This window comes from Longimicrobium sp., from assembly GCA_036389135.1.
In the GTDB taxonomy this organism is placed as follows: Bacteria; Gemmatimonadota; Gemmatimonadetes; order Longimicrobiales; family Longimicrobiaceae; genus Longimicrobium.
The window spans coordinates 1-17,748 of record DASVQP010000040.1 but is presented as its reverse complement, the minus strand read 5'-3'; the positions used below and the strand labels follow the sequence as shown (position 1 = coordinate 17,748).

Sequence of the window (17,748 nt, the reverse complement as noted above, 5' to 3'; positions counted from 1 at the left end):
GCTGCTTTTATCAAACTCGGGGCGCCCGGTAGCGGGCGCATGCCTCGGTCACTCGGGCGACGGAATCACTTGTCCGGGTAGAAGTAGTGCCGCTGCCATTCGTACGCACGGCCACGTACCCTGCACCACTCGTCGAAGTCCGCGCCACCCTCGGCGCGGAAGGCGATCCAATCCTCCACGATCTGCCGCGCCGCCGCGAGCTCCGCCCGCATCTCGTCCCGCGCGCGAGGGTCCGCGTCTCCCTCGATCAGCCGCGCCACCTCCGTCGTGAACGCCAGATCCTCTTCGGGATCTCCGATGTAGTAGTCGGGGAGGTGGTGCACCGCGAACTCCAGGTGCCCGAGCCCGTGGTGGATGAGCCGAATGCGCGACGGCTGCTCCCCCGGGTCCAGCTCGATCGCGCGGCGGAGGTGCTCTTCGGAGTTCTCCCCGTTCTTCGCGTGAGGGTACCGGGAGAAGAACATGCCCAGCCACCGGTGGGGGAGCGCGGCGCCGGGCTCCCGCTCGCACCACTCCAGCAGCGCCGGGCGGAGGAGGCGCGCGACCAGCGGGTGAGGAGTGAGGTCGTCGTAGGAGGTCTCACGCTCCTCCAGCACCCGGGAGATCCAGACGGCGAATTCACGCCTCTCCTCGAACGTCCATCGTTCGGCCACGCGCAGGAACTCGTTTAGGCACCGGAGCGCTTCCCGCCGCAGCCCACGCTCGCGAAGGCGGCAGTATCGGGCGTACTCGGCCCACGACGGCACGCGCTCCGCCCCCGCAGCCGCCGTCAGCATCACTCGCGAGTACCGTTCGTTGCCGCGCATGACCCTGTATCGCGGACTAGCGGATTGCCCGCAGCCTCCGGTTCACCTCTTCCAGGTCGAAGGCTCCCGGGTCGAAGTCGTCGCCCATCCACTCTCGCCTTTCCTCGTACTCGTCGTGCTCCGGATTGCCGAGCACCTCCGGCAGATCGTCGTAGCCCCAGATGCCTCCGCAGTCCTCTGGCGGGCAGGCGCGCTCGCCCGCGGTGCACACCGAAAACTCCGGGCGCTGCTCCTGCCGAAGTAGGGCTTCGACGAGAACCTCGTGCTCCCAATCGTCGCCGAAGTCGTATAAGTAGTGCATCCGCTGGCCCGGCTTGGTGAGCACGCGGTAGAGCCGCGCCTGCCTCTCGTCGTGCACCCGTAGCCCGCCCCGCGATGCGGCGGGGCCGTAACGCTTGGCGCCTGCGGTAAACTGGTGAAGGTGGTCGTCCTGCCAGCCCATGCTGACCTGGATCACCTGGTGCAGCGCTTCCAGCGTGATCGTCGCCGGCACGTGGAGCTGCCTCCAGATGGGCGGCTCGGACCCCAGGAGCGTCACGCGGAGCTGGAAAGTCGGTTCGGTGGACACGGTCGGGAAATCGTCGGAGTGAGGCGGTTGCTTTTGCGGGAACCTTGTCTACGGCTTCCGCTGAAGATGGGATCACTATCTTCCGTGCCGTGCGGAGGTGCCGCGCAGCTCCAGGATGAGGCGCCGGACGGAGGGGTCGCGGAGCTGGCGCTGCGCGGCCAGCTCCGCGGCGAAACGGCCCCGCTCCACACGGCCCCGTCCGCGTTCGTGGACCATGTGCGCGAGCCGGAGCGCCTTGAGTGCGTCTTCATCGCGGGGAGGGCGCGCCGCATCCTCCGCACCCCAGCGCGCCGGAGGGTGCCAGCGCGCGACCTTTCTCTGGTACTCGCCCAGGTACATCCACAACCCGTACGGGATGGAGATGCTCCGCAACGCCGAGCGGGGGAGGCGGCTGGCCCACTCCACCCGCTGGTACCAGCGCCAGGTGTTGGGGCTGTTCTTCATCCGGTCGGTGATCCCCAGGAACCGTATGCGCCTGCGGACCGCGGCGACGTCCACGCCGGCGTCGCCTGCCCAATGCTCCAGCAGACCGAGCAGGTGTCCAAAGGTGTTTCCGCCGGACACCAGGTCCACGAACACCTTGGGACGGGCGCTGGCCGCGATCTGCCCGGGCGAGAGACCGAGGCTGGCGAGCTGGTCGCGGATGGCGGCGACGGCCGCGGGATCGGTGCGGGCGAGCTGCTCGACGTCTGAGTGGCGCATCGAGAGGTTCAGCAGCACGAGCCGCTCGCTCCACGACGTGCCGCTCAGAACCCCCGTCAGGTAGTCGAAGATGCTCTCCGGTGATCGCCCCACGAAGACGAGGTCACCGTCCGCCGCCGCCGCGACCACCCGCACGCCGCAGTCGCGCAGGTCTACAAAGAATCCGCGGTAGGCATGCTCGCGGTCTCCATCCAGCAGAGTGCCCAGCGCCGGCCGGCCGGCGAGTTTCCAGCGAAAAGGTGCGGTCACGTTGCGTCGCGCTTCAGGTGGACTCACGCAGCCGTGCCCGAGCCTCGTCAGTGGGGATCGCCTGCGACGGGTCTGCACGATGCCCAGCGCTCATGCACGCCAATTAACCCGGCCGAGCGCCAGAGATCAAGCCACCCGGTGAGGTAGGTCATCGCGCGCTGACGCACGTATGACTCGGGATAATTTTGGAACGCTCCGCTTACCGTCCGTTAGTTCGCCGCCTCTGCGGCTCCGCGAACTCCAAACAAATACACTCTTCCCCGCAACCACTTGCGGTCAACATAAGTTTTATACATAATATATGACGCCGTTTTTTTGTTTTCACTCGCATTGGGAGGTTATGATGGTCCCGCAGCATGCGCGTTTATCCCGCCATCTCACTCTCTCGCTCCTGGTCCTGGTCGCTGGTTGCTCGGATGTTCCAACCTCCTCGATGAGCCGGCATTCACCAACGGCAGCAACAGGTCCAAATCTCACGATTGCGGTTACGTCCCCGTCGTGGCCGGCAGCGAATACGGAGGAGCCGCCGGTCGGCTCTTATTTCCGTGTGGGAAACGGATCAACTGTGTATCTGTACGTTGGCGGAGGAAGGTCAGTGGGCATCCCCGACTGGCATACCTACCGGGTTTGCTCTGGGGGCGGCTCAAGCCTCGTTCGCACGCTCTCCTCGATGTATGGCCAGATGGTGGGCGTGCTTCCCTCGGCGAAGCAGCACCGCTGGATGGGCAGCTTTCGTCCGATCCGCCGTCAGAATCCGACAGACGGCGCAATCTGGTTCGTTGCCGGATGCATCCGGACCGGCTTTCACAGTGAGCAGGCGTACGTACTGGCGAACGGCACCATCGAGGACGCTACCCCCTGGGGACGTGTCGAGACGGTGGACGCGGCAGCATACGACGCACTTCCTGAGTTGACCAGCGGGATTGGGCATCGCCCCCTGCCGCAGCGAACCCTGATCAGATGGTCTGGTAGTCCTGAAGTTCGGATGGTAGTGGGTCCCAGCCTGTCGCTTACGATGAACGGTGAGATCTTCGATTCACACTGCTTCGACTGGGGTGAGATCCAGATGGTGAGCCAGGCCACGTTCAACGCCTACCCTGCGACTGGCGTGCTGCACAACGGAGGCAATGCTTGCGTCACTGACGACCGCATTCCTGTCGCCGACGGGTTTGATTTTCCCGTGACCCCGTTTCCAACGGTGACCACGGCTCGCTACGACGCCGACCGCTACTACCTGGCGCAGGGATTCAGGGTGTATTCGTCGAGTGGGTATCACGACGGTGAAGATTGGAACGGAGACGGGGGTGGGAACACCGACTGCGGTGACGCGGTGTACGCGCCCGCCAGCGGAAAGATCGTAAATCGACAGCAGTCAACAGCAACGACCGGCTGGGGCAACGCTTTGGTGATCGAGCATCTTCTACCGGATGGGCGTAGAACTCAGACGATCCTAGCCCACCATGAGTCCTTGGTACGTACCCATGGAGTAGTGCGCCGTGGAGAGCTAATCGCCTTCGTCGGAACCACGGGGAACTCCGGAGCATGCCATCTCCATTGGGGCCATCGGAATCCTGGTGATCCGTACTGGAATCAGTTCGGGATCGGTTATAGCTCGTCTACATACCCGTACATGGAGGCCGCATCGAATTTCGTCAACGCAAATCGTGCGCTGGTAATCCCGTAACTCAACCGTGGCCGTCGGCGCAGTGCATTGGGCGACGACACTTAGAAGACGAGAGGCTGGACCGGATTGGTCCAGCCTCTCGTCTTGGCCCCTCTCGTGACGCGTTTATTCCCCGTACGGCACCCAGATGTTCTTGACGTTGGTGGCGTGGCGGAGGAACTCGGGGCCCTCGGCCTGCTCGGCGCTTTCCCAGTCGCGGGGGCGGCCGTAGTTGACGAAGGTGCGCTTCATGTTGCCGGTGGAGAGGCGCTCAACCTTCGTGCTCCCCTCCGCGCCGCCGAAGTACCACATCGCGTCCACGTCGTCGTGGCCGGCGAGGGTCTCGGAAAGCTCGTCGCGGCGGCCGGTGACGATGTTCACGACGCCGCCGGGGACGTCGGAGGTGTCGAGGAGCTGGTAGAAGTCGGTGGCGGCGAGCGGGTGGCGCTCCGAGGGGATCACCACGACGCTGTTCCCCATCGCGATGGCGGGGGCCACCAGGGAGACGAAGCCCAGGAGCGGCGCCTCGTCAGGGCAGGCGATCGCCACGACGCCGATGGGCTCGTGCATGGCCAGGGTGACGTTGCGAAAGGGCGTGCCGTGCACCGCCCCGTCCCACTTGTCCGCCCAAGCGCCGTAGGTGTAGAGGCGGCGGATGGAAAGCTCCACTTCGCGCGCGGCGCCCGCCTCGTCGCCGGTGAGGGCGGCGATGCGGCGGGTGAACTCGTCCGCGCGGGCGGCGAGGTTCTCGGCCAGGTAGTAGATCACCTGCGCACGGTTGTGCCCCGTCCCCTTGGCCCAGCCCGAGGCCTTGTGCGCCGCCTCCACCGCGTTGCGGATGTCCTTGCGGTTGCCGAGCCCCACCTCGCCGACGACGCGGCCATCCGCGCCGACTACCGGCATGGAGTAGCCGCTGTCCGGCCGCGCCTGCTTGCCGCCGACGTAGAGTTTGGCGGTGCGATCGATGGGCGGGAGGGAGGGTGCGTCAGTGCGTGAGTGCGTGAGTGCGCTCACGGCGTCGGCGATCTTGCCGCGGCCCTTTTTCGCTGTCGCCTGTCCACTGTCCGCTTTCCCCTGATCCTTTTCCCACTTCGGCTTCACGTACTCCCACAGGCCCTCGCGCCCGCCCTCGCGGCCGTAGCCGCTCTCGCGATAGCCGCCGAAGCCGGAGGCGGCGTCGAAGAGGTTGGTGGAGTTCACCCACACCGTCCCCGCCTTGATGCGCGGGGCGATGTCCAGCGCCAGGTTGATGTTCTCCGTCCACACGCTGGCGGCGAGGCCGTACGGGGTGTTGTTGGCCAGTGCAACCGCCTCGTCGGGGGTGCGAAAGGTCATCAGCACCACGACAGGGCCGAAGATCTCCACCTGCGCGACGGTCGAGGCCGGACCCACGTCGGTCAGGAGCGTCGGCGGGAAGAAGCACCCCTCCTGCGGGCAGCTCCACGACGGCTGCCAGAGGGTGGCGCCCTCGGAGCGTCCCTGTTCCACCAGCTCACGAATCTTTTCGAGCTGCACGGGGTCGATGATGGCGCCGATGTCCACCGCCTTGTCCAGCGGATCGCCCACGCGCAGCGTCTCCATCCGCTCGCGCAGGCGGGTGACGAGGTGGTCGGCGATCCCCTCCTGCGCAAGGATGCGCGAGCCGGCGCAGCACACCTGCCCCTGGTTGAACCAGATGGCGTCGACCACGCCCTCGATCACGCTCTCGATGTCGGCGTCGTCGAAGACCACGAACGGGCTCTTGCCTCCCAGCTCCAGCGACAGCTTCTTGCCACTCCCCGCCGTCGCGGCGCGGATGATCCGCCCCACCTCGGTGGAGCCCGTGAAGGCGATCTTGTCCACGTCCGGGTGCTCCACGATCAGCGCGCCGGTGCGCCCGTCACCCGTGATGATGTTGACGACGCCCGGCGGGAGCCCCGCATCGCGGCACACGTCGGCGAAGAGGAGGGCGGTGAGCGAGGTGAACTCGGCCGGCTTCAGCACCACCGTGTTCCCCATGGCGAGCGCGGGGGCGATCTTCCACGACAGCATCAGCAGCGGGAAGTTCCACGGGATGATCTGCCCCACCACGCCCAGCGGCGCATGGCCGGGCATCTCCGTCTCCATCAGCTGCGCCCAGCCGGCGTGGTGGTAGAAGTGCCGGGCGACGAGCGGGATGTCGATGTCGCGCGACTCGCGGATCGGCTTGCCGTTGTCCAGCGTCTCCATCACGGCGAAGAGGCGCGAGTGGCGCTGGATGTGGCGCGCGATGGCGTACAGGTAGCGCGCGCGCCCGTGCCCGCCCAGCGCCTGCCACCCCGGCAGCGCGGCGCGCGCGGCGGCGACGGCGGCGTCCACGTCTTCCGCGCTCGCCTGGGCAATGCGGGCGAGCGGCTTGTTGGTGGCGGGGTTGTTCGATGGGAAGTACTCGCCGCCCGAAGGCTCGCGCCACTCGCCGCCGATGAAGAGCTGCGTGGTGCCGCCTCGTTCCTCCAGCCAGCGCAGCGCGGGCGACGCGCTTTCGGGGGCGGGGCCGTATTCCATGGTCTCGAAGATCTCGGCGATGCTCATCGATCGGGTCCTTCCGGGGGGTGCGTGCCGTTCGGGGGCCTTGCGGTGTAAGTATACGTTCCTCCGCGCGCCCGCGCACGGGCCCCGCCCTTGCACCCGCCGCGCGGACACTCCGCATCCAGAGGCCGATGACTGTTCCGGACCCAACCCCTTCCCCGCCCGGCGAGTACGGCATCGTGGACGCGCAGGGGATCATGCACCCCGCCACCCGCGACGAGCTGGTCGCGGCGTGCCGCGCGGGGCCCATCCCGCGCCTGGTGTGGACGCCGGAGTCCGGCGGCCCCGTGCCTCCCGAGGAGGTGCCCTTTCTGCTGGAGGCGATCCGCGCGCGAATCGGCGGCGGGGCGAAGACGCAGGCGATCATCGTGGGCGTGTTCGCGTCGGTGCTCGCCGTTCAGAACCTCGATGCGCTTCGCCCCGGCTCACCCGGGGCCGTGTACCTGCTGTTCGGGGTGATCTGGGTGGCGCTGCGGCTGCGCGAGTGGCACCAGGCCAGCGTGATGACGCCGCAGGGCTTCCGCGACATGATGCGCGAGGCGGAGCAGACCGCGGCGCTGCGGCGGGTGCCCGTCGTGTACCTGCGCTTGCTGGCGGGGATGATCGCGGCGGTCGGCGCGGCGCAGCTCCTGGCGAACGGCTCCGGAATGCCCAACTTCGGCATCGGTCCGGCCGCGATGGTGCCGGAGTATGTCCGCGGGGGCGAGACGTGGCGGCTCCTCACCGCCGGCTACCTGCACGGCGACATCATCCACTTCGCCGTCAACTTCATGGCGCTCCTCGCGCTGGGCCGCGAGACGGAGGTTCTGGCGCACCGCGCGTACCTTTCGCTGGTCTTCCTGGCCGCGGTGCTCGGCGGATCTCTGGCCAGCTTCATCGTGCCGCCGGATGCGCCGTCGGTCGGCTCGTCGGGCGGGCTGATGGGGCTGATCGGCTTCCTGGGCGTGCTGGCCTACCGCCGGCGCGAGACGGTGCCGCCTGGCTTCCTCAAGATGGTGCTGCTGAACGTGGCGGTGATCGCCGGGATCGGGATCGTGGGGATGGGGCTGATCGACAACGCGGCGCACGCGGGCGGGCTGGCGGTAGGCGCGCTGCTGGGCGCCGTCTTCGTCCCCACGACGCGCGCCCACCCGCAGTGGGTCACCGGCCGCGCCGTGCACGCGGCCGGCATCGCCGCCATGATCGTGCTGGCGCTGGGCTGCGCGTGGACTCTGGTCCTGGTGCTGCTTCCGGTTTTCTAAGGGCGCCTCACACGGAGACACAAAGGGCACGACGAGAAGAACAGAAAGAGTTTCTCTGCGCCTTGCAGTTCCCTCTGTGCCCTCTGTGTGATGGTGTTTACGATGCCGCGGTTGGTCTCGGGAGCCGACTGCGTTATACTGGAGGCGCGGCCCGCGGGTGTGGCCGCAGCGGTAGCACGGATTTAGCCAAGTGCTTTCGCCGTTCCATGTTGTCCCCGAACGGCAACCCTGACATGAGATACTCCAAACACATCATCCGGGCCTCGTGCGCGGCCCTGCTGGCCTTCGCCGCGCCCGCGAGCGCGCAGGACGGCCCCCGCGCCGGCGAAGACACCTCGCGCGTCGCCGTCGACGCGGACAGCCGCCCGCGCGGGCTGGTGACCACCGACGAGCTGATCGCGGACCGCCTGCGCCGCATGGGCGTGGTGAACCCCGATCCGGCGCCGCGCCGCCCCACCTCGCGCGCCGACTCGCTCACCTGGGAGCGCCACCGCCGCGCCGCCAACAACGCAAAGGGGCGCCGCATCGTCGTCTCCATCTTCGACCGGCGCCTGTGGCTGATCGACGGCGCGGACACGCTCCTCTCGGCCCCCGCCGGCGTCGGCATGGGGATGGTGAAGAGCACGGGCGGGCGGCTGATCGACTTCTCCACGCCGCGCGGACGCCGCACCGTCATCAAGATGGAAGAGGACCCGCTCTGGATTCCACCCGACTGGCACTACCAGTCGATGGCGGACCGGGTGCGGCAGTTTCCGGCCGGCGGGGTGGCGCTCAAGGACGGAGGGCGCGTCATACGGCGCGGCGTGAACCTGGGGATCCTCAAGGACGGCGAGTTCGAGATCCTCCCGCAGGAGCACCCGCTGATGTGGGACGGGATCATGTACATCCCGCCCTTTGGCACCATCAACCGGCGCGTGCCGGAGGTGCTCGGCAAGTTCAAGCTGGACACGGGCGACGGGTACTTCATCCACGGCACCAACGACCCCATCGCCATCGGCTTTCCCGCCACCCACGGCTGCATCCGCCTGGACGAGGAGCCACTCACCTTCCTGTACGAGAACACCACGGTTGGTACTCCGGTCTACATCTACTGATCGGGCGGGTTGGGTGAATGGCGAAGGCCCCCGCGGAATGCCGCGGGGGCCTTTTTGTTTCTGCTGGCGATTCCGGCGGTTGAAACCGCTGCAACAACCGCGGGAAGCCTGCCTTTGCAGGCTCGGGGATCAAGTCACCGGAGCAACACCGCGACCAGCACCCCCACCAGGATTCCGGCGATGCCCACGAGCAAAAAGAAGGCGGCGTAGCTCAGGATAATCGCGAGGATGCCGCGCAGGAGGGCGGGAACGCGTGGGCCGCCGGCAAATTGCGCCGCCGCCCACACGTAGTACGCGACGACCACCGGGACGCTCCAGTTGAGCGAGGCCTGCGGGTCCGCGCCCGCGGCGGCGCCCAGCAGGAGGGCGGCGATCATCAGGACGCATTGCTGCGCGCCGGTGTAGGTGTTGAAGATCAGGTGCTCCGCGTAGTTGTACCCCGCGCGCCGGAAGACCCACCGCGTCGCGGCCGCGGCGGTGGGGAGGGTGAACGCCAGCAGCAGGGTGAAGTACGACGAGATCATCTCCATCAGCGCCCCCGCGCGGGGAGAGAGCCGTCCGTTCGTGCTGGTGGTCATCCCCTGCGCCATCTCATCGGCCATCTGGCCGGCGAGACCCGTCTTCACGTAGACGAACGTGGTGAGCGCGCCCATGATCAGGAAGTACTTCACCGGGTTGGCGTAGCCCACCGTGTGGCCGCGCACGTACTCGCGCACCATGTGGCCGGGGCGGCGAAAGAGCTCCACGAAGGTGAAGAGGAGCCCCCGGTTCAGGTCCAGTGCCTCCGTCACCTGCTGCGAGAACACGGCGCGCAGCGTGAACCTCCCCTGCCAGGCGCGCTGTCCGCAGCGCGCGCAGAACTCGCCCGCGAGGGCCGCTTCGCAGTTGGCGCAGACGGCGGGCGCCGCTTCGGCCGCGGGGAGCGGCTCGGCGGCGGCCTGGGTGGGGAGGGTCGCTTCGGACATGGGAGATCCCTCGGGAGGGAGAAGAACGGGGGCGGGCCGGGCGGCCCGCCCCCCGGTCGGTCAGCGGAGCCCCATCTGCATGCGGGTGGTCAGGCGGCCGTCGCGGAAGCTGGCGGTCATCACCGTCCCCAGCGAAGCGCCCTTCCAGCTATACCCCTCGCTCATCGTCCCCATGATGTCTACGAAGCCGGTGAAGTTGCCCGGTCCGCCCATGATGCGCGCCACCTCTTCGTGCGTCATCCCTACCTGCACCTGGTTGTACTTCGCCAGGGTGGCGGTGCGGGCGGAGGCGGACTGGCTGTCGAGCCCCGCCTGCAGCGTCTGCAGCGCGCGGCCGTCCATGAAGGTGACGATCATGAACTCGGCGCCGCGCTGCCACTTGTAGCCGGCGGAGCGGTGCCCGCCGATGTCCGTGCTCGACGTCTGCGTGCCCGCGAAGCCTACGAGCGCGTTCACCTCTTCCAGCGACATCCCGGGACGGATGGCGCGGAAGGCCGCCGCCGTCAGACCCAGCCGCTGCGGCATCGCCGAGCGTGGAGCGGCCGCGGGTGCCGAAGCGGGCGCGGCGGAGGCCGCCAGCCAGTTGCGATAGGGACGGGTGTGCGACTGGAAGGCGACGCGGCCCTCGCGGTTCACCTCCACCACGATCTCGGTGCCCGCGGCGTCCGTCCAGCGATAGCGTGCCTCGCCGCGGCCGGCGCGCACCGCCTCGCACAGCCCCGTGCCGGCGTCGTTGCGTTCGGTGATGGAGGGGGTGAGCCGCGGGTAGGAGCGCTGGAACTGCGAGAGGAACTGCCGGAACTGGAGCTCGCAGGCCGCGCCGGTCACGTTCGCGGCGGACAACGCCTCCACCTGCACGAACCCGTGCTGGTCGTGCACCGCCACCGTCCACGTTTCCATCCCCATCCAGGGGAGGAAGCTCAGACGCGTGACGCCGTTCTCGCGCTTCACGGCCAGGGGCTGCTCACGCCAGTGGGCCGCGACCTGCGGAGCGGTGGCGCCCCACTTCAGCTCCGAAAATTCGGCGGGGTTGAGGCCCTCGATCGCGTTCTGCGCGTGGGCGGGTGCGGCGAGGACGCCGGCAAGGAGGGCGGCGGAAATCAGCTTGTTCATCGCGTGGATCGGGGAGTTGGACGCGAAAGCGCCCGCGGGGAGCGGGCGCGAAAGGATGGTGTGCCAAGAAGATACAAACGCCCCCGGCGGGCCGGAAGTGGGGGTCCGGTTCCCGTTTGGGAACATCGCCGCGGCCCAGGGCGGACCGCGGCGGTGCCCGGTCACGCCATCGGGTGGCGGTGCGAGGCGGAGTAGCGGCCGGTGACGTGGTGCTCCAGCTGCCGCTCGATGTCGTTGAGGAGCGACGAGGCGCCGAAGCGGAAGCGGTCCGCCTCCAGCCAGCGGCGGCCCAGCTCCTCCTTCATCATCATCAGCCAGTCCAGCGACTGCTTGGCCGTCTTGATGCCGCCGGCCGGCTTGAAGCCCACTTCGTGCCCCGTGCGGTCGCGGTACTCGCGGATGCAGCGCGCCATCACCAGCCCCACCGGGAGCTCCGCGTTGCGCGACTCCTTGCCGGTGGAGGTCTTGATGAAGTCCGCGCCCGCCATCATCGCCACCACCGATGCGCGTGCCACGTTGCGCAGCGTCGCCAGCTCGCCGGTGGCCAGGATCGCCTTGAGGTGGGCGGGGCCGCACGCTTCGCGGAACGCCTTCACCTCGTCGTACAGCGCCTGCCAGTTCCCGGTGAGCACGTGCTCGCGGGTGATGACGATGTCGATCTCCTCCGCCCCGTCGCCCACCGAGGCGTGGATCTCCTCCACGCGCTGCTTGAAGGGCGAGAGCCCCGCCGGAAAGCCGGTGGAGACCGCCGCCACCGGGATCCCCGAGCCGCTCAGCGCCTCCACCGCCGTCGACACGAAGCGGTGGTAGACGCACACGGCGCCGCAGCGGATGGTGAGCTCCTCCGCGCCGAGCGCGCCCAGCAGGTCGGGGCGCAGCGGCTGGCGGGCCTTTGCGCACAGGCGCCGCACCGTCCCCGGCGTGTCGTCGCCCGAGAGGGTGGTGAGGTCCATCAGGGTGATGGCGCGCAGGAGCCACGCCGCCTGCCACTGCTTCTTGACGGTGCGCCGCCCCGGTAGCGTGGATGCGCGCCGCTCCACCGCGCTGCGGTTCACCCGCACCGAGCTGACCCAGTCCAGGTCCAGCGGCACGCCGGGGTTGCGCCCCTCTTCTTCCACGGAGTGCGAGGCGCCGGTGGGTACGGCGACGAGTCGGGAGGATTGCGTTGCCATTGCGTAGCGCGTCTCGTTCGTGGTGCGGCGCCGTCGTGCGGCGCGGGCGGAGCTCTCCACAAGATACCGCCGCTCCCGCCCCGCCGCCAACCTCGCGCGCGAGGCGCCGCCGCCCGACCGGCGCCGTTCCCGGCATCGAAGCACGGTGGAATGAGCTTGCGGCTCCAAAGCGGGCGACAAACGAAAGGCTGGCTAAACTCCGCGCGCGCCTTCATTTTGTGGGCAGGACGGCGATCCCACGCCGCCCCGCAGTTCCCCGCCCGTGCACCCCCCCACCCCAGGTCCGGTAAGACGATGCGATTCGCCACCTCCGCCACGCGGCGCGCCCTGCTGGGCGCGGCCGTGCTCTGCAGCCTTCCCGCCGCCCTCGCGGCACAGCCCGGCACGGCCATCCGCGCCGGGCAGACGGTCTCCGGCAGCCTCGCCGAGTCCGATCCCAAGCTCGACGACGGCTCGTACTACGACCAGTACGTCTACCGCGGCCGCGCGGGCGAGCAGGTGACGGTGACGCTGCGGTCCAGCGCCTTCGACACCTACCTGGCCGTCGGGGCGATGAACGGCGACAGCTTCGCTTCCAGCGACACGGATGACGACGGCGCGGGCGGCACCGACTCGCGGGTGAGCGTGGCCGTCCCCGCCGGCGGGGTGCTGGTGATCCGCGCCAACTCGCTGGCGGGGGGCTCCACCGGCGCGTACACGATCCAGGTGGAGTCCGGCGGCGCGGCACCGGGGCCTGGCCAGCGGCCGCAGCCTGCCCAGCGCCCGCAGCCGGGCGGCGGCGGCGGCGGCACCATCGCCGCGGGACAGACGGTGCGCGGCGAGCTCAGCACCAGCGACATGCGCCTCCCCGACAACTCGTACGCCGACGACTACCGCTACACCGGCAACGCGGGCGACCAGCTCGTCATCACCCTGCGCTCCACCGCGTTCGACGCGTACCTGGTGTGGGGCGCCGGCTCGGGAAGCTCGTTCGCCTCTGAGAAGACGGACGACGACGGCGCAGGCGGCACCGACTCGCAGATCACCGTCACGGTGGGCAGCAGCGGCAGCTACACCGTCCGCGCCAACTCGCTGGCGGCCAACTCCACCGGGGCCTACACCCTGAGCGTGGAGCGCACGGGCGGCGGCGGTGCTGGTGGCGGAGGAGGAGGCGGGACGCGGGCGCGCGGCGGGGCGATCCGCGCCGGCGAGACCGTCGCCGGCCGGCTGGAGGCTTCCGACCCCAAGCTGACCGACAACTCGCACTACGACAGCTACGTCTACCAGGGCACACCGGGCGAGCAGATCATCATCACCCTCACCTCCGGCGACTTCGACACGTACCTGCGCTGGGGGCGGATGCAGGGGCAGCAGTTCCAGCTCCTGGGCACCGACGACGACGCGGCCGGCGGCACCAACTCGCGGATGCAGGTGACGCTGGACCAGAGCGGGACGTACGCCATCCAGGCCAACTCGCTCTCCGCCAACATCACGGGCAACTACACCCTGGCGGTGGAGCGCGCGAGCGGCGCGGCCCCCACCGGCGCGCAGACGATCGCGATGGGGCAGACGGTCAGCGGCCGGCTGGACACGTCCGACCCGAAGCTGAGCGACAACTCGCATTACGACCTGTACGTGTACCGCGGCCGTCCGGGCGAGCAGGTGATGGTGACGATGCGCTCCACCGCCTTCGACACGTACATGGCGTGGGGGCGCGTGGCGGGGAACCGCTTCGACGCCATCGCGCGCGACGACGACAGCGGCGGCGGCACCAACTCGCAGCTCATCGCCACGGTGGGGGCCAGCGGCACCTACGCCGTGCAGGCCAACTCGCTGGCGGCGGGCGCCACCGGCGCGTACACGATCACGGTGCAGCCGGTGAGCGCCACGGCGCAGCAGCAGACGACCGCCCCGGCCGGCGCCGTCACGGTCACCGCGGGCCAGACGGTCAACGGCCAGCTCACGGCGTCGGACCCGATGCTGTCCGACAGCTCGTACTACGACCAGTACGTGTACCGCGGCAGCCCCGGCGACCGGCTGCAGATCACGCTGCGCTCCAGCGACTTCGACACCTACCTGCGCTGGGGCCGGCTGGAGGGCGGGCGGCTGGAGGCGGAGGTGAACGACGACGACGGCGGCGGCGGCACCAACGCGCAGGCCACCGTCACGGTGGGCGGCACCGGGGTGTACGTGATCCAGGCCAACGCCTTCGAGCCGCGCAAGACGGGGAGCTACACGCTGGCCGTCCAGCGCCTCTCCGCCGCCCCGGCGCAGACGGCGGCGGAGGAGCGCACGGCCGGGCAGAACAAGTGGCTGTACGCCTCCACCGAGGCCACCACTCCCGCACTCCGCACCGTTGGGCAGCGCATCAAGCAGGCGGGGATGATGGAGCGCTTCACGGAGTCGCTCAACTCCAACAGGAACCTCCCCGCCCTGCCGCGCAGCGTCTCGGTGCGCACGGCCCAGTGCGGGCAGATAAACGCGTTCTACAGCCCGCGGCTGGGCGCGGTGACGATGTGCTACGAGCTGCTCAACGACCTCGCCAACATCTTCGTTCGCGACGGTCAGTGGACGCAGGCCCAGTCCGAGGCGGTGGACGGGGCGGTGAACTTCATCATGTACCACGAGGTGGGCCACGCCCTGATAGACGTGATGGACCTGCCGGTAACGGGGCGCGAAGAGGATGCCGTGGACCAGCTCGCCACCTACATCCTGCTGGGAAGCGGTGAGAAGGGGGCGCAGGCGGCCTTCAACGGCGTGCTGGCCGTGCAGCCGGGCCAGGGCAGGGTGTTCGGCAACTCGGACTTCGCGGACGAGCACTCGCTGGGCCCGCAGCGCCTCTTCAACATCGCCTGCTGGGTGTACGGCTCGGACCCGCAGAAGTACTCGCGAATCGTGAGCGGCGGCATGCTTCCGCGCGAGCGCGCGGTGCGCTGCCCCGGCGAGTACCAGCGCATGGCCAAGGCGTGGGAGCGCCTCCTTTCCGCCAACCGCAACGTGCGCTGAGCGGCGTTTAGCGGGGAAGAGCTGGTCTCACGCAGAGGCGCAGAAACGCAGGGAGAGAACAACGGACAAAAGCTTCACACAGGGGCCACAGAAGAACTCAAAGCCACAGAGAAAACCTTTTGCGGTTCTCTCTGTGGCTCTGTGTCTCTGTGTGAGCCTTCTGTTTCAACGCGCCAGCGGCTGGGTGAGCTCGGTGCGCCAGTTCGCGGGGTCGGCGTCAGCTTCCGGCCCGGAGACGTAGGATTCCCACAGGTCGGCGCCCGGCTCGTGCCCATTGGCGCGCATCCACGCGTGCAGCTCGCCCCATGCGCCGGAAAGTCCCTCGTAGCCGCCACGGTAAGTCGTCCGCGCGACGGTGGCGGCCGGGAGCCCGCCAGCCCGCACACGGCCGCTCTCCGCGATCGCCACCGGCACCGCCATCCCGACCTCGAGGTCAAAGGTGTCCGGGTCCATCCGCAGGTGGTGCGTGAACATCGGTCCGTCGGGCGTCACACCCTGAGCGGCGACGGCGCTCTTCAGCTCGCTCATCGCCGGCCCCATCACGTTCCGGATCTCCTGCCGCGGCACCGTGAGGCGGATGATGGCGGCGTTCCTGGCTTCGGTCTGCGTGATCTGCGGGGTGTCGATCATCTGGAAAACTCCGGTACTCGGTTGAGGGCGGCACGCCGGACGGCACCCACCTCTATCCATACGACGAACGGGCCGTGCCAGGAACGACACGACGTTCTCGGCCATCAAGAGGACGCCCCGCCCTCCGAGGCGGAGAGCGGGGCGTCGTGCGTCGCGAACGGGTGCGCGGCGGGTCAGGCGGGGGTGAGCGCCTCGCGCCAGCGGATGAGGCGCGGCGCCAGCGTGCGCCCGCCATCCATCGGGCGGTAGGCGGAGAGCGAGACCAGCGACGGGCGCTGGAACGACCGCCAGCGGCGCATCCCCACCTGGTCGCCGGTGTCGCGGGCCAGGGTGTGCAGGCGGGTGCGCGCGTGGTCCTTTTGCGGCGCGTCGCCCCAGGCGAGGGCGGCGAGCATCGCCTCGCGGGCGGCGGGGGCGTCGCCCATGGCCAGCACCACGCCGGCCAGCGCGTGCGCCACGCGGGCCCGGTCCACCCCGTCCGGAAAGCGGGCGGCGGCCAGGCACAGGTCCAGCGCGGCGCCGCGGCGGTCGCCCCGCGCGCGTCGGACGGCGGCGCGCTCCTCCAGCCCCACCGCCGCGGACTCGCCGTCGCCGGCCCGCAGCGCGGCGCGTATGGCGCGGGTAAGGCCCCGCTCCGCGTCGTCACCCACCACCGCCTCGCCCACCGCCGCCAGCCGCGCGATGGTCCCCGAGCCGCCGTCCAGGTCGCGCGCGGCACAGTACAGCGCCAGCGCACGCTCGCGGTCGCCCAGCTTGCGCGCCAGCCGCGCCGCGTGCAGCGCCGTCGACGACGATACCGTGTCCAGCTCCAGCGCCAACGACACGGCCGCATCGGCTTCGGGGAGGCGGCGGGTGCGCTCCAGCTCGCAGGCGTACTGCACCAGTGGCGCGGCCACCCGCGCGCACGGGTCGGCGGATTCCTCCAGCACCACCAGCACGCGCGTCAGGATCGACTTCTCCGGCGAGCGCTCCAGCTCCTCGACTTCTCGCCGGGCGCGGCGCAGCACGAACTCGTCCTGCGTTCCTCCGGCCGCGCGCTCCACGGCCGCGAGCACCAGCGCGCCCGCCGCCGCGCGGCGGCTGCGCTCGCCGCGCTCGCTTTCGGAGATCTGCCGCAGCGTGCCTGCCGCCGCGGATGCCAGGGGAGCGTTCATCGTCATCATATGGTTGAGAACTGTTCTCAACAATCTACAGTCGCGGCTCTGGCATGTCAAACGGGCAAACTACCCTCACACAGAGCCACGGAGGAAACCGCGAGAACAGAGAAGAGGCGTTCTCTGCGGCTCGTAGTTCCCTCCGTGCCCTCCGTGTGACGCCCTTTCCATCTAAAAAGCGAGGGCTCCCCGCGAGGAGAGCCCGTCGTCGTTTGTGTGGTGCCTGCGACCCGCTACGGTCGCGGGCGCTGCGAGGCTTCCGGGGTGTAGGTGCCGCAGTGGGCACCGTCCGGGCCCACCCGCACCTCGATCTGCCCTGCGTGGCACTCGTGGTGCTCGTTGAACTTGCAGTCGGTCACCGTGCAAGCCCCCACCACCGAAGTCTGTGCCGAAGGCCTCTCCTGAGCGTTCTGCATCGCCGTACCTTCCTGTTCAGGGGTTCAGGATTCCAGCGTTGCCAGGGGAGAAAGCAAGTCGTGGGCCATTGCGAATGCGCGCAAACACGCCTGCGGCAACGACTTGCGAATGATTCTCAACTGCGGGCGCAGGGCGGGCGAGGGGGAGAACCGCGTGGTGTGCTCGCAGATCTGGTAGGGGCGCGATTAATCGCGCCCGTGTCACGGGCGCACACCATCCCCCGCCGCACCCGAGACCGCTTCAGCGGTCTTCCCGTGGTTCCAGCCGGGGGATTCATCCCAAATCCTGCAAACCAGAGTTTGGGTTGAGCCGCACCACCAGGTTTTCGCTGGTGTGGCGCTTCGCGGCGTGGCGCAGGGGCTCACCACGGCCGCAATTCGACCTCGGAGGGCTCATCCGCACGCGCTCAACACCTCTCAGGCGCGTGCGAGCGCCCGGATCG

Annotated in this window: 14 protein-coding genes; 4 read left to right on the top strand and 10 right to left on the bottom strand. The window is 69.2% G+C overall.

From position 1 onward, the window contains the following. Positions 1-65: 65 nt before the first annotated feature. From VF584_09770 to VF584_09760, 3 genes are all read right to left on the bottom strand, one after another. Positions 66-806, bottom strand: a complete 741-nt coding sequence (locus VF584_09770) for a hypothetical protein (GenBank protein HEX8210449.1) — start codon at positions 804-806, stop codon at positions 66-68. A 16-nt stretch (positions 807-822) separates the two neighbouring features. Continuing rightward, positions 823-1,374 (bottom strand): plasmid pRiA4b ORF-3 family protein, encoded by a 552-nt coding sequence (locus VF584_09765; protein HEX8210448.1) that lies wholly within the window; start codon positions 1,372-1,374, stop codon positions 823-825. 75 nt (positions 1,375-1,449) lie between these two features. After that, a complete protein-coding gene (locus VF584_09760) occupies positions 1,450-2,325 on the bottom strand; it encodes a hypothetical protein (protein ID HEX8210447.1) in 876 nt (291 codons plus the stop codon). Between the two features lie 595 nt (positions 2,326-2,920). On the opposite strand from VF584_09760, the gene VF584_09755 reads away from it, so the two are divergent. Continuing rightward, the gene (locus VF584_09755) at positions 2,921-4,009 is read left to right on the top strand and encodes a M23 family metallopeptidase (protein HEX8210446.1); all 1,089 of its coding nucleotides are present in this window, start codon (positions 2,921-2,923) and stop codon (positions 4,007-4,009) included. Between the two features lie 105 nt (positions 4,010-4,114). Here VF584_09755 and VF584_09750 read toward each other — a convergent pair whose 3' ends face one another. Next, positions 4,115-6,538, bottom strand: coding sequence for an aldehyde dehydrogenase family protein (locus VF584_09750; GenBank protein HEX8210445.1), 2,424 nt, complete (start codon positions 6,536-6,538; stop codon positions 4,115-4,117). A gap of 128 nt (positions 6,539-6,666) precedes the next feature. On the opposite strand from VF584_09750, the gene VF584_09745 reads away from it, so the two are divergent. Continuing rightward, entirely contained in the window at positions 6,667-7,776 is a 1,110-nt protein-coding gene (locus VF584_09745; protein ID HEX8210444.1) for a rhomboid family intramembrane serine protease, read from the top strand. A 233-nt stretch (positions 7,777-8,009) separates the two neighbouring features. Then, positions 8,010-8,870 carry a L,D-transpeptidase gene (locus VF584_09740; GenBank protein ID HEX8210443.1) on the top strand — a complete coding sequence of 287 codons (861 nt, stop codon included), beginning with the start codon at positions 8,010-8,012 and terminating at the stop codon, positions 8,868-8,870. Between the two features lie 134 nt (positions 8,871-9,004). Here VF584_09740 and VF584_09735 read toward each other — a convergent pair whose 3' ends face one another. From VF584_09735 to deoC, 3 genes are all read right to left on the bottom strand, one after another. After that, positions 9,005-9,835 carry a DUF3667 domain-containing protein gene (locus tag VF584_09735; GenBank protein HEX8210442.1) on the bottom strand — a complete coding sequence of 277 codons (831 nt, stop codon included), beginning with the start codon at positions 9,833-9,835 and terminating at the stop codon, positions 9,005-9,007. Positions 9,836-9,895: 60 nt separating this feature from the next. Further along, positions 9,896-10,948, bottom strand: a complete 1,053-nt coding sequence (locus VF584_09730; GenBank protein ID HEX8210441.1) for a hypothetical protein — start codon at positions 10,946-10,948, stop codon at positions 9,896-9,898. 161 nt (positions 10,949-11,109) lie between these two features. Continuing rightward, entirely contained in the window at positions 11,110-12,120 is a 1,011-nt protein-coding gene (gene deoC / locus VF584_09725) for a deoxyribose-phosphate aldolase (protein ID HEX8210440.1), read from the bottom strand. Between the two features lie 294 nt (positions 12,121-12,414). Here deoC and VF584_09720 point away from each other — a divergent pair, with 294 nt between their 5' ends. Then, entirely contained in the window at positions 12,415-15,105 is a 2,691-nt protein-coding gene (locus tag VF584_09720; GenBank protein HEX8210439.1) for a DUF4344 domain-containing metallopeptidase, read from the top strand. Between the two features lie 165 nt (positions 15,106-15,270). On the opposite strand, the gene VF584_09715 is transcribed toward VF584_09720, so the two are convergent. From VF584_09715 to VF584_09705, 3 genes are all read right to left on the bottom strand, one after another. Further along, positions 15,271-15,735: a GyrI-like domain-containing protein gene (locus VF584_09715; protein ID HEX8210438.1), complete on the bottom strand. Its 465-nt coding sequence runs from the start codon at positions 15,733-15,735 to the stop codon at positions 15,271-15,273. Between the two features lie 173 nt (positions 15,736-15,908). After that, positions 15,909-16,889, bottom strand: coding sequence for a hypothetical protein (locus VF584_09710; protein HEX8210437.1), 981 nt, complete (start codon positions 16,887-16,889; stop codon positions 15,909-15,911). Between the two features lie 233 nt (positions 16,890-17,122). Further along, positions 17,123-17,248 carry a DUF1540 domain-containing protein gene (locus VF584_09705; GenBank protein HEX8210436.1) on the bottom strand — a complete coding sequence of 42 codons (126 nt, stop codon included), beginning with the start codon at positions 17,246-17,248 and terminating at the stop codon, positions 17,123-17,125. Positions 17,249-17,748: the final 500 nt, after the last annotated feature.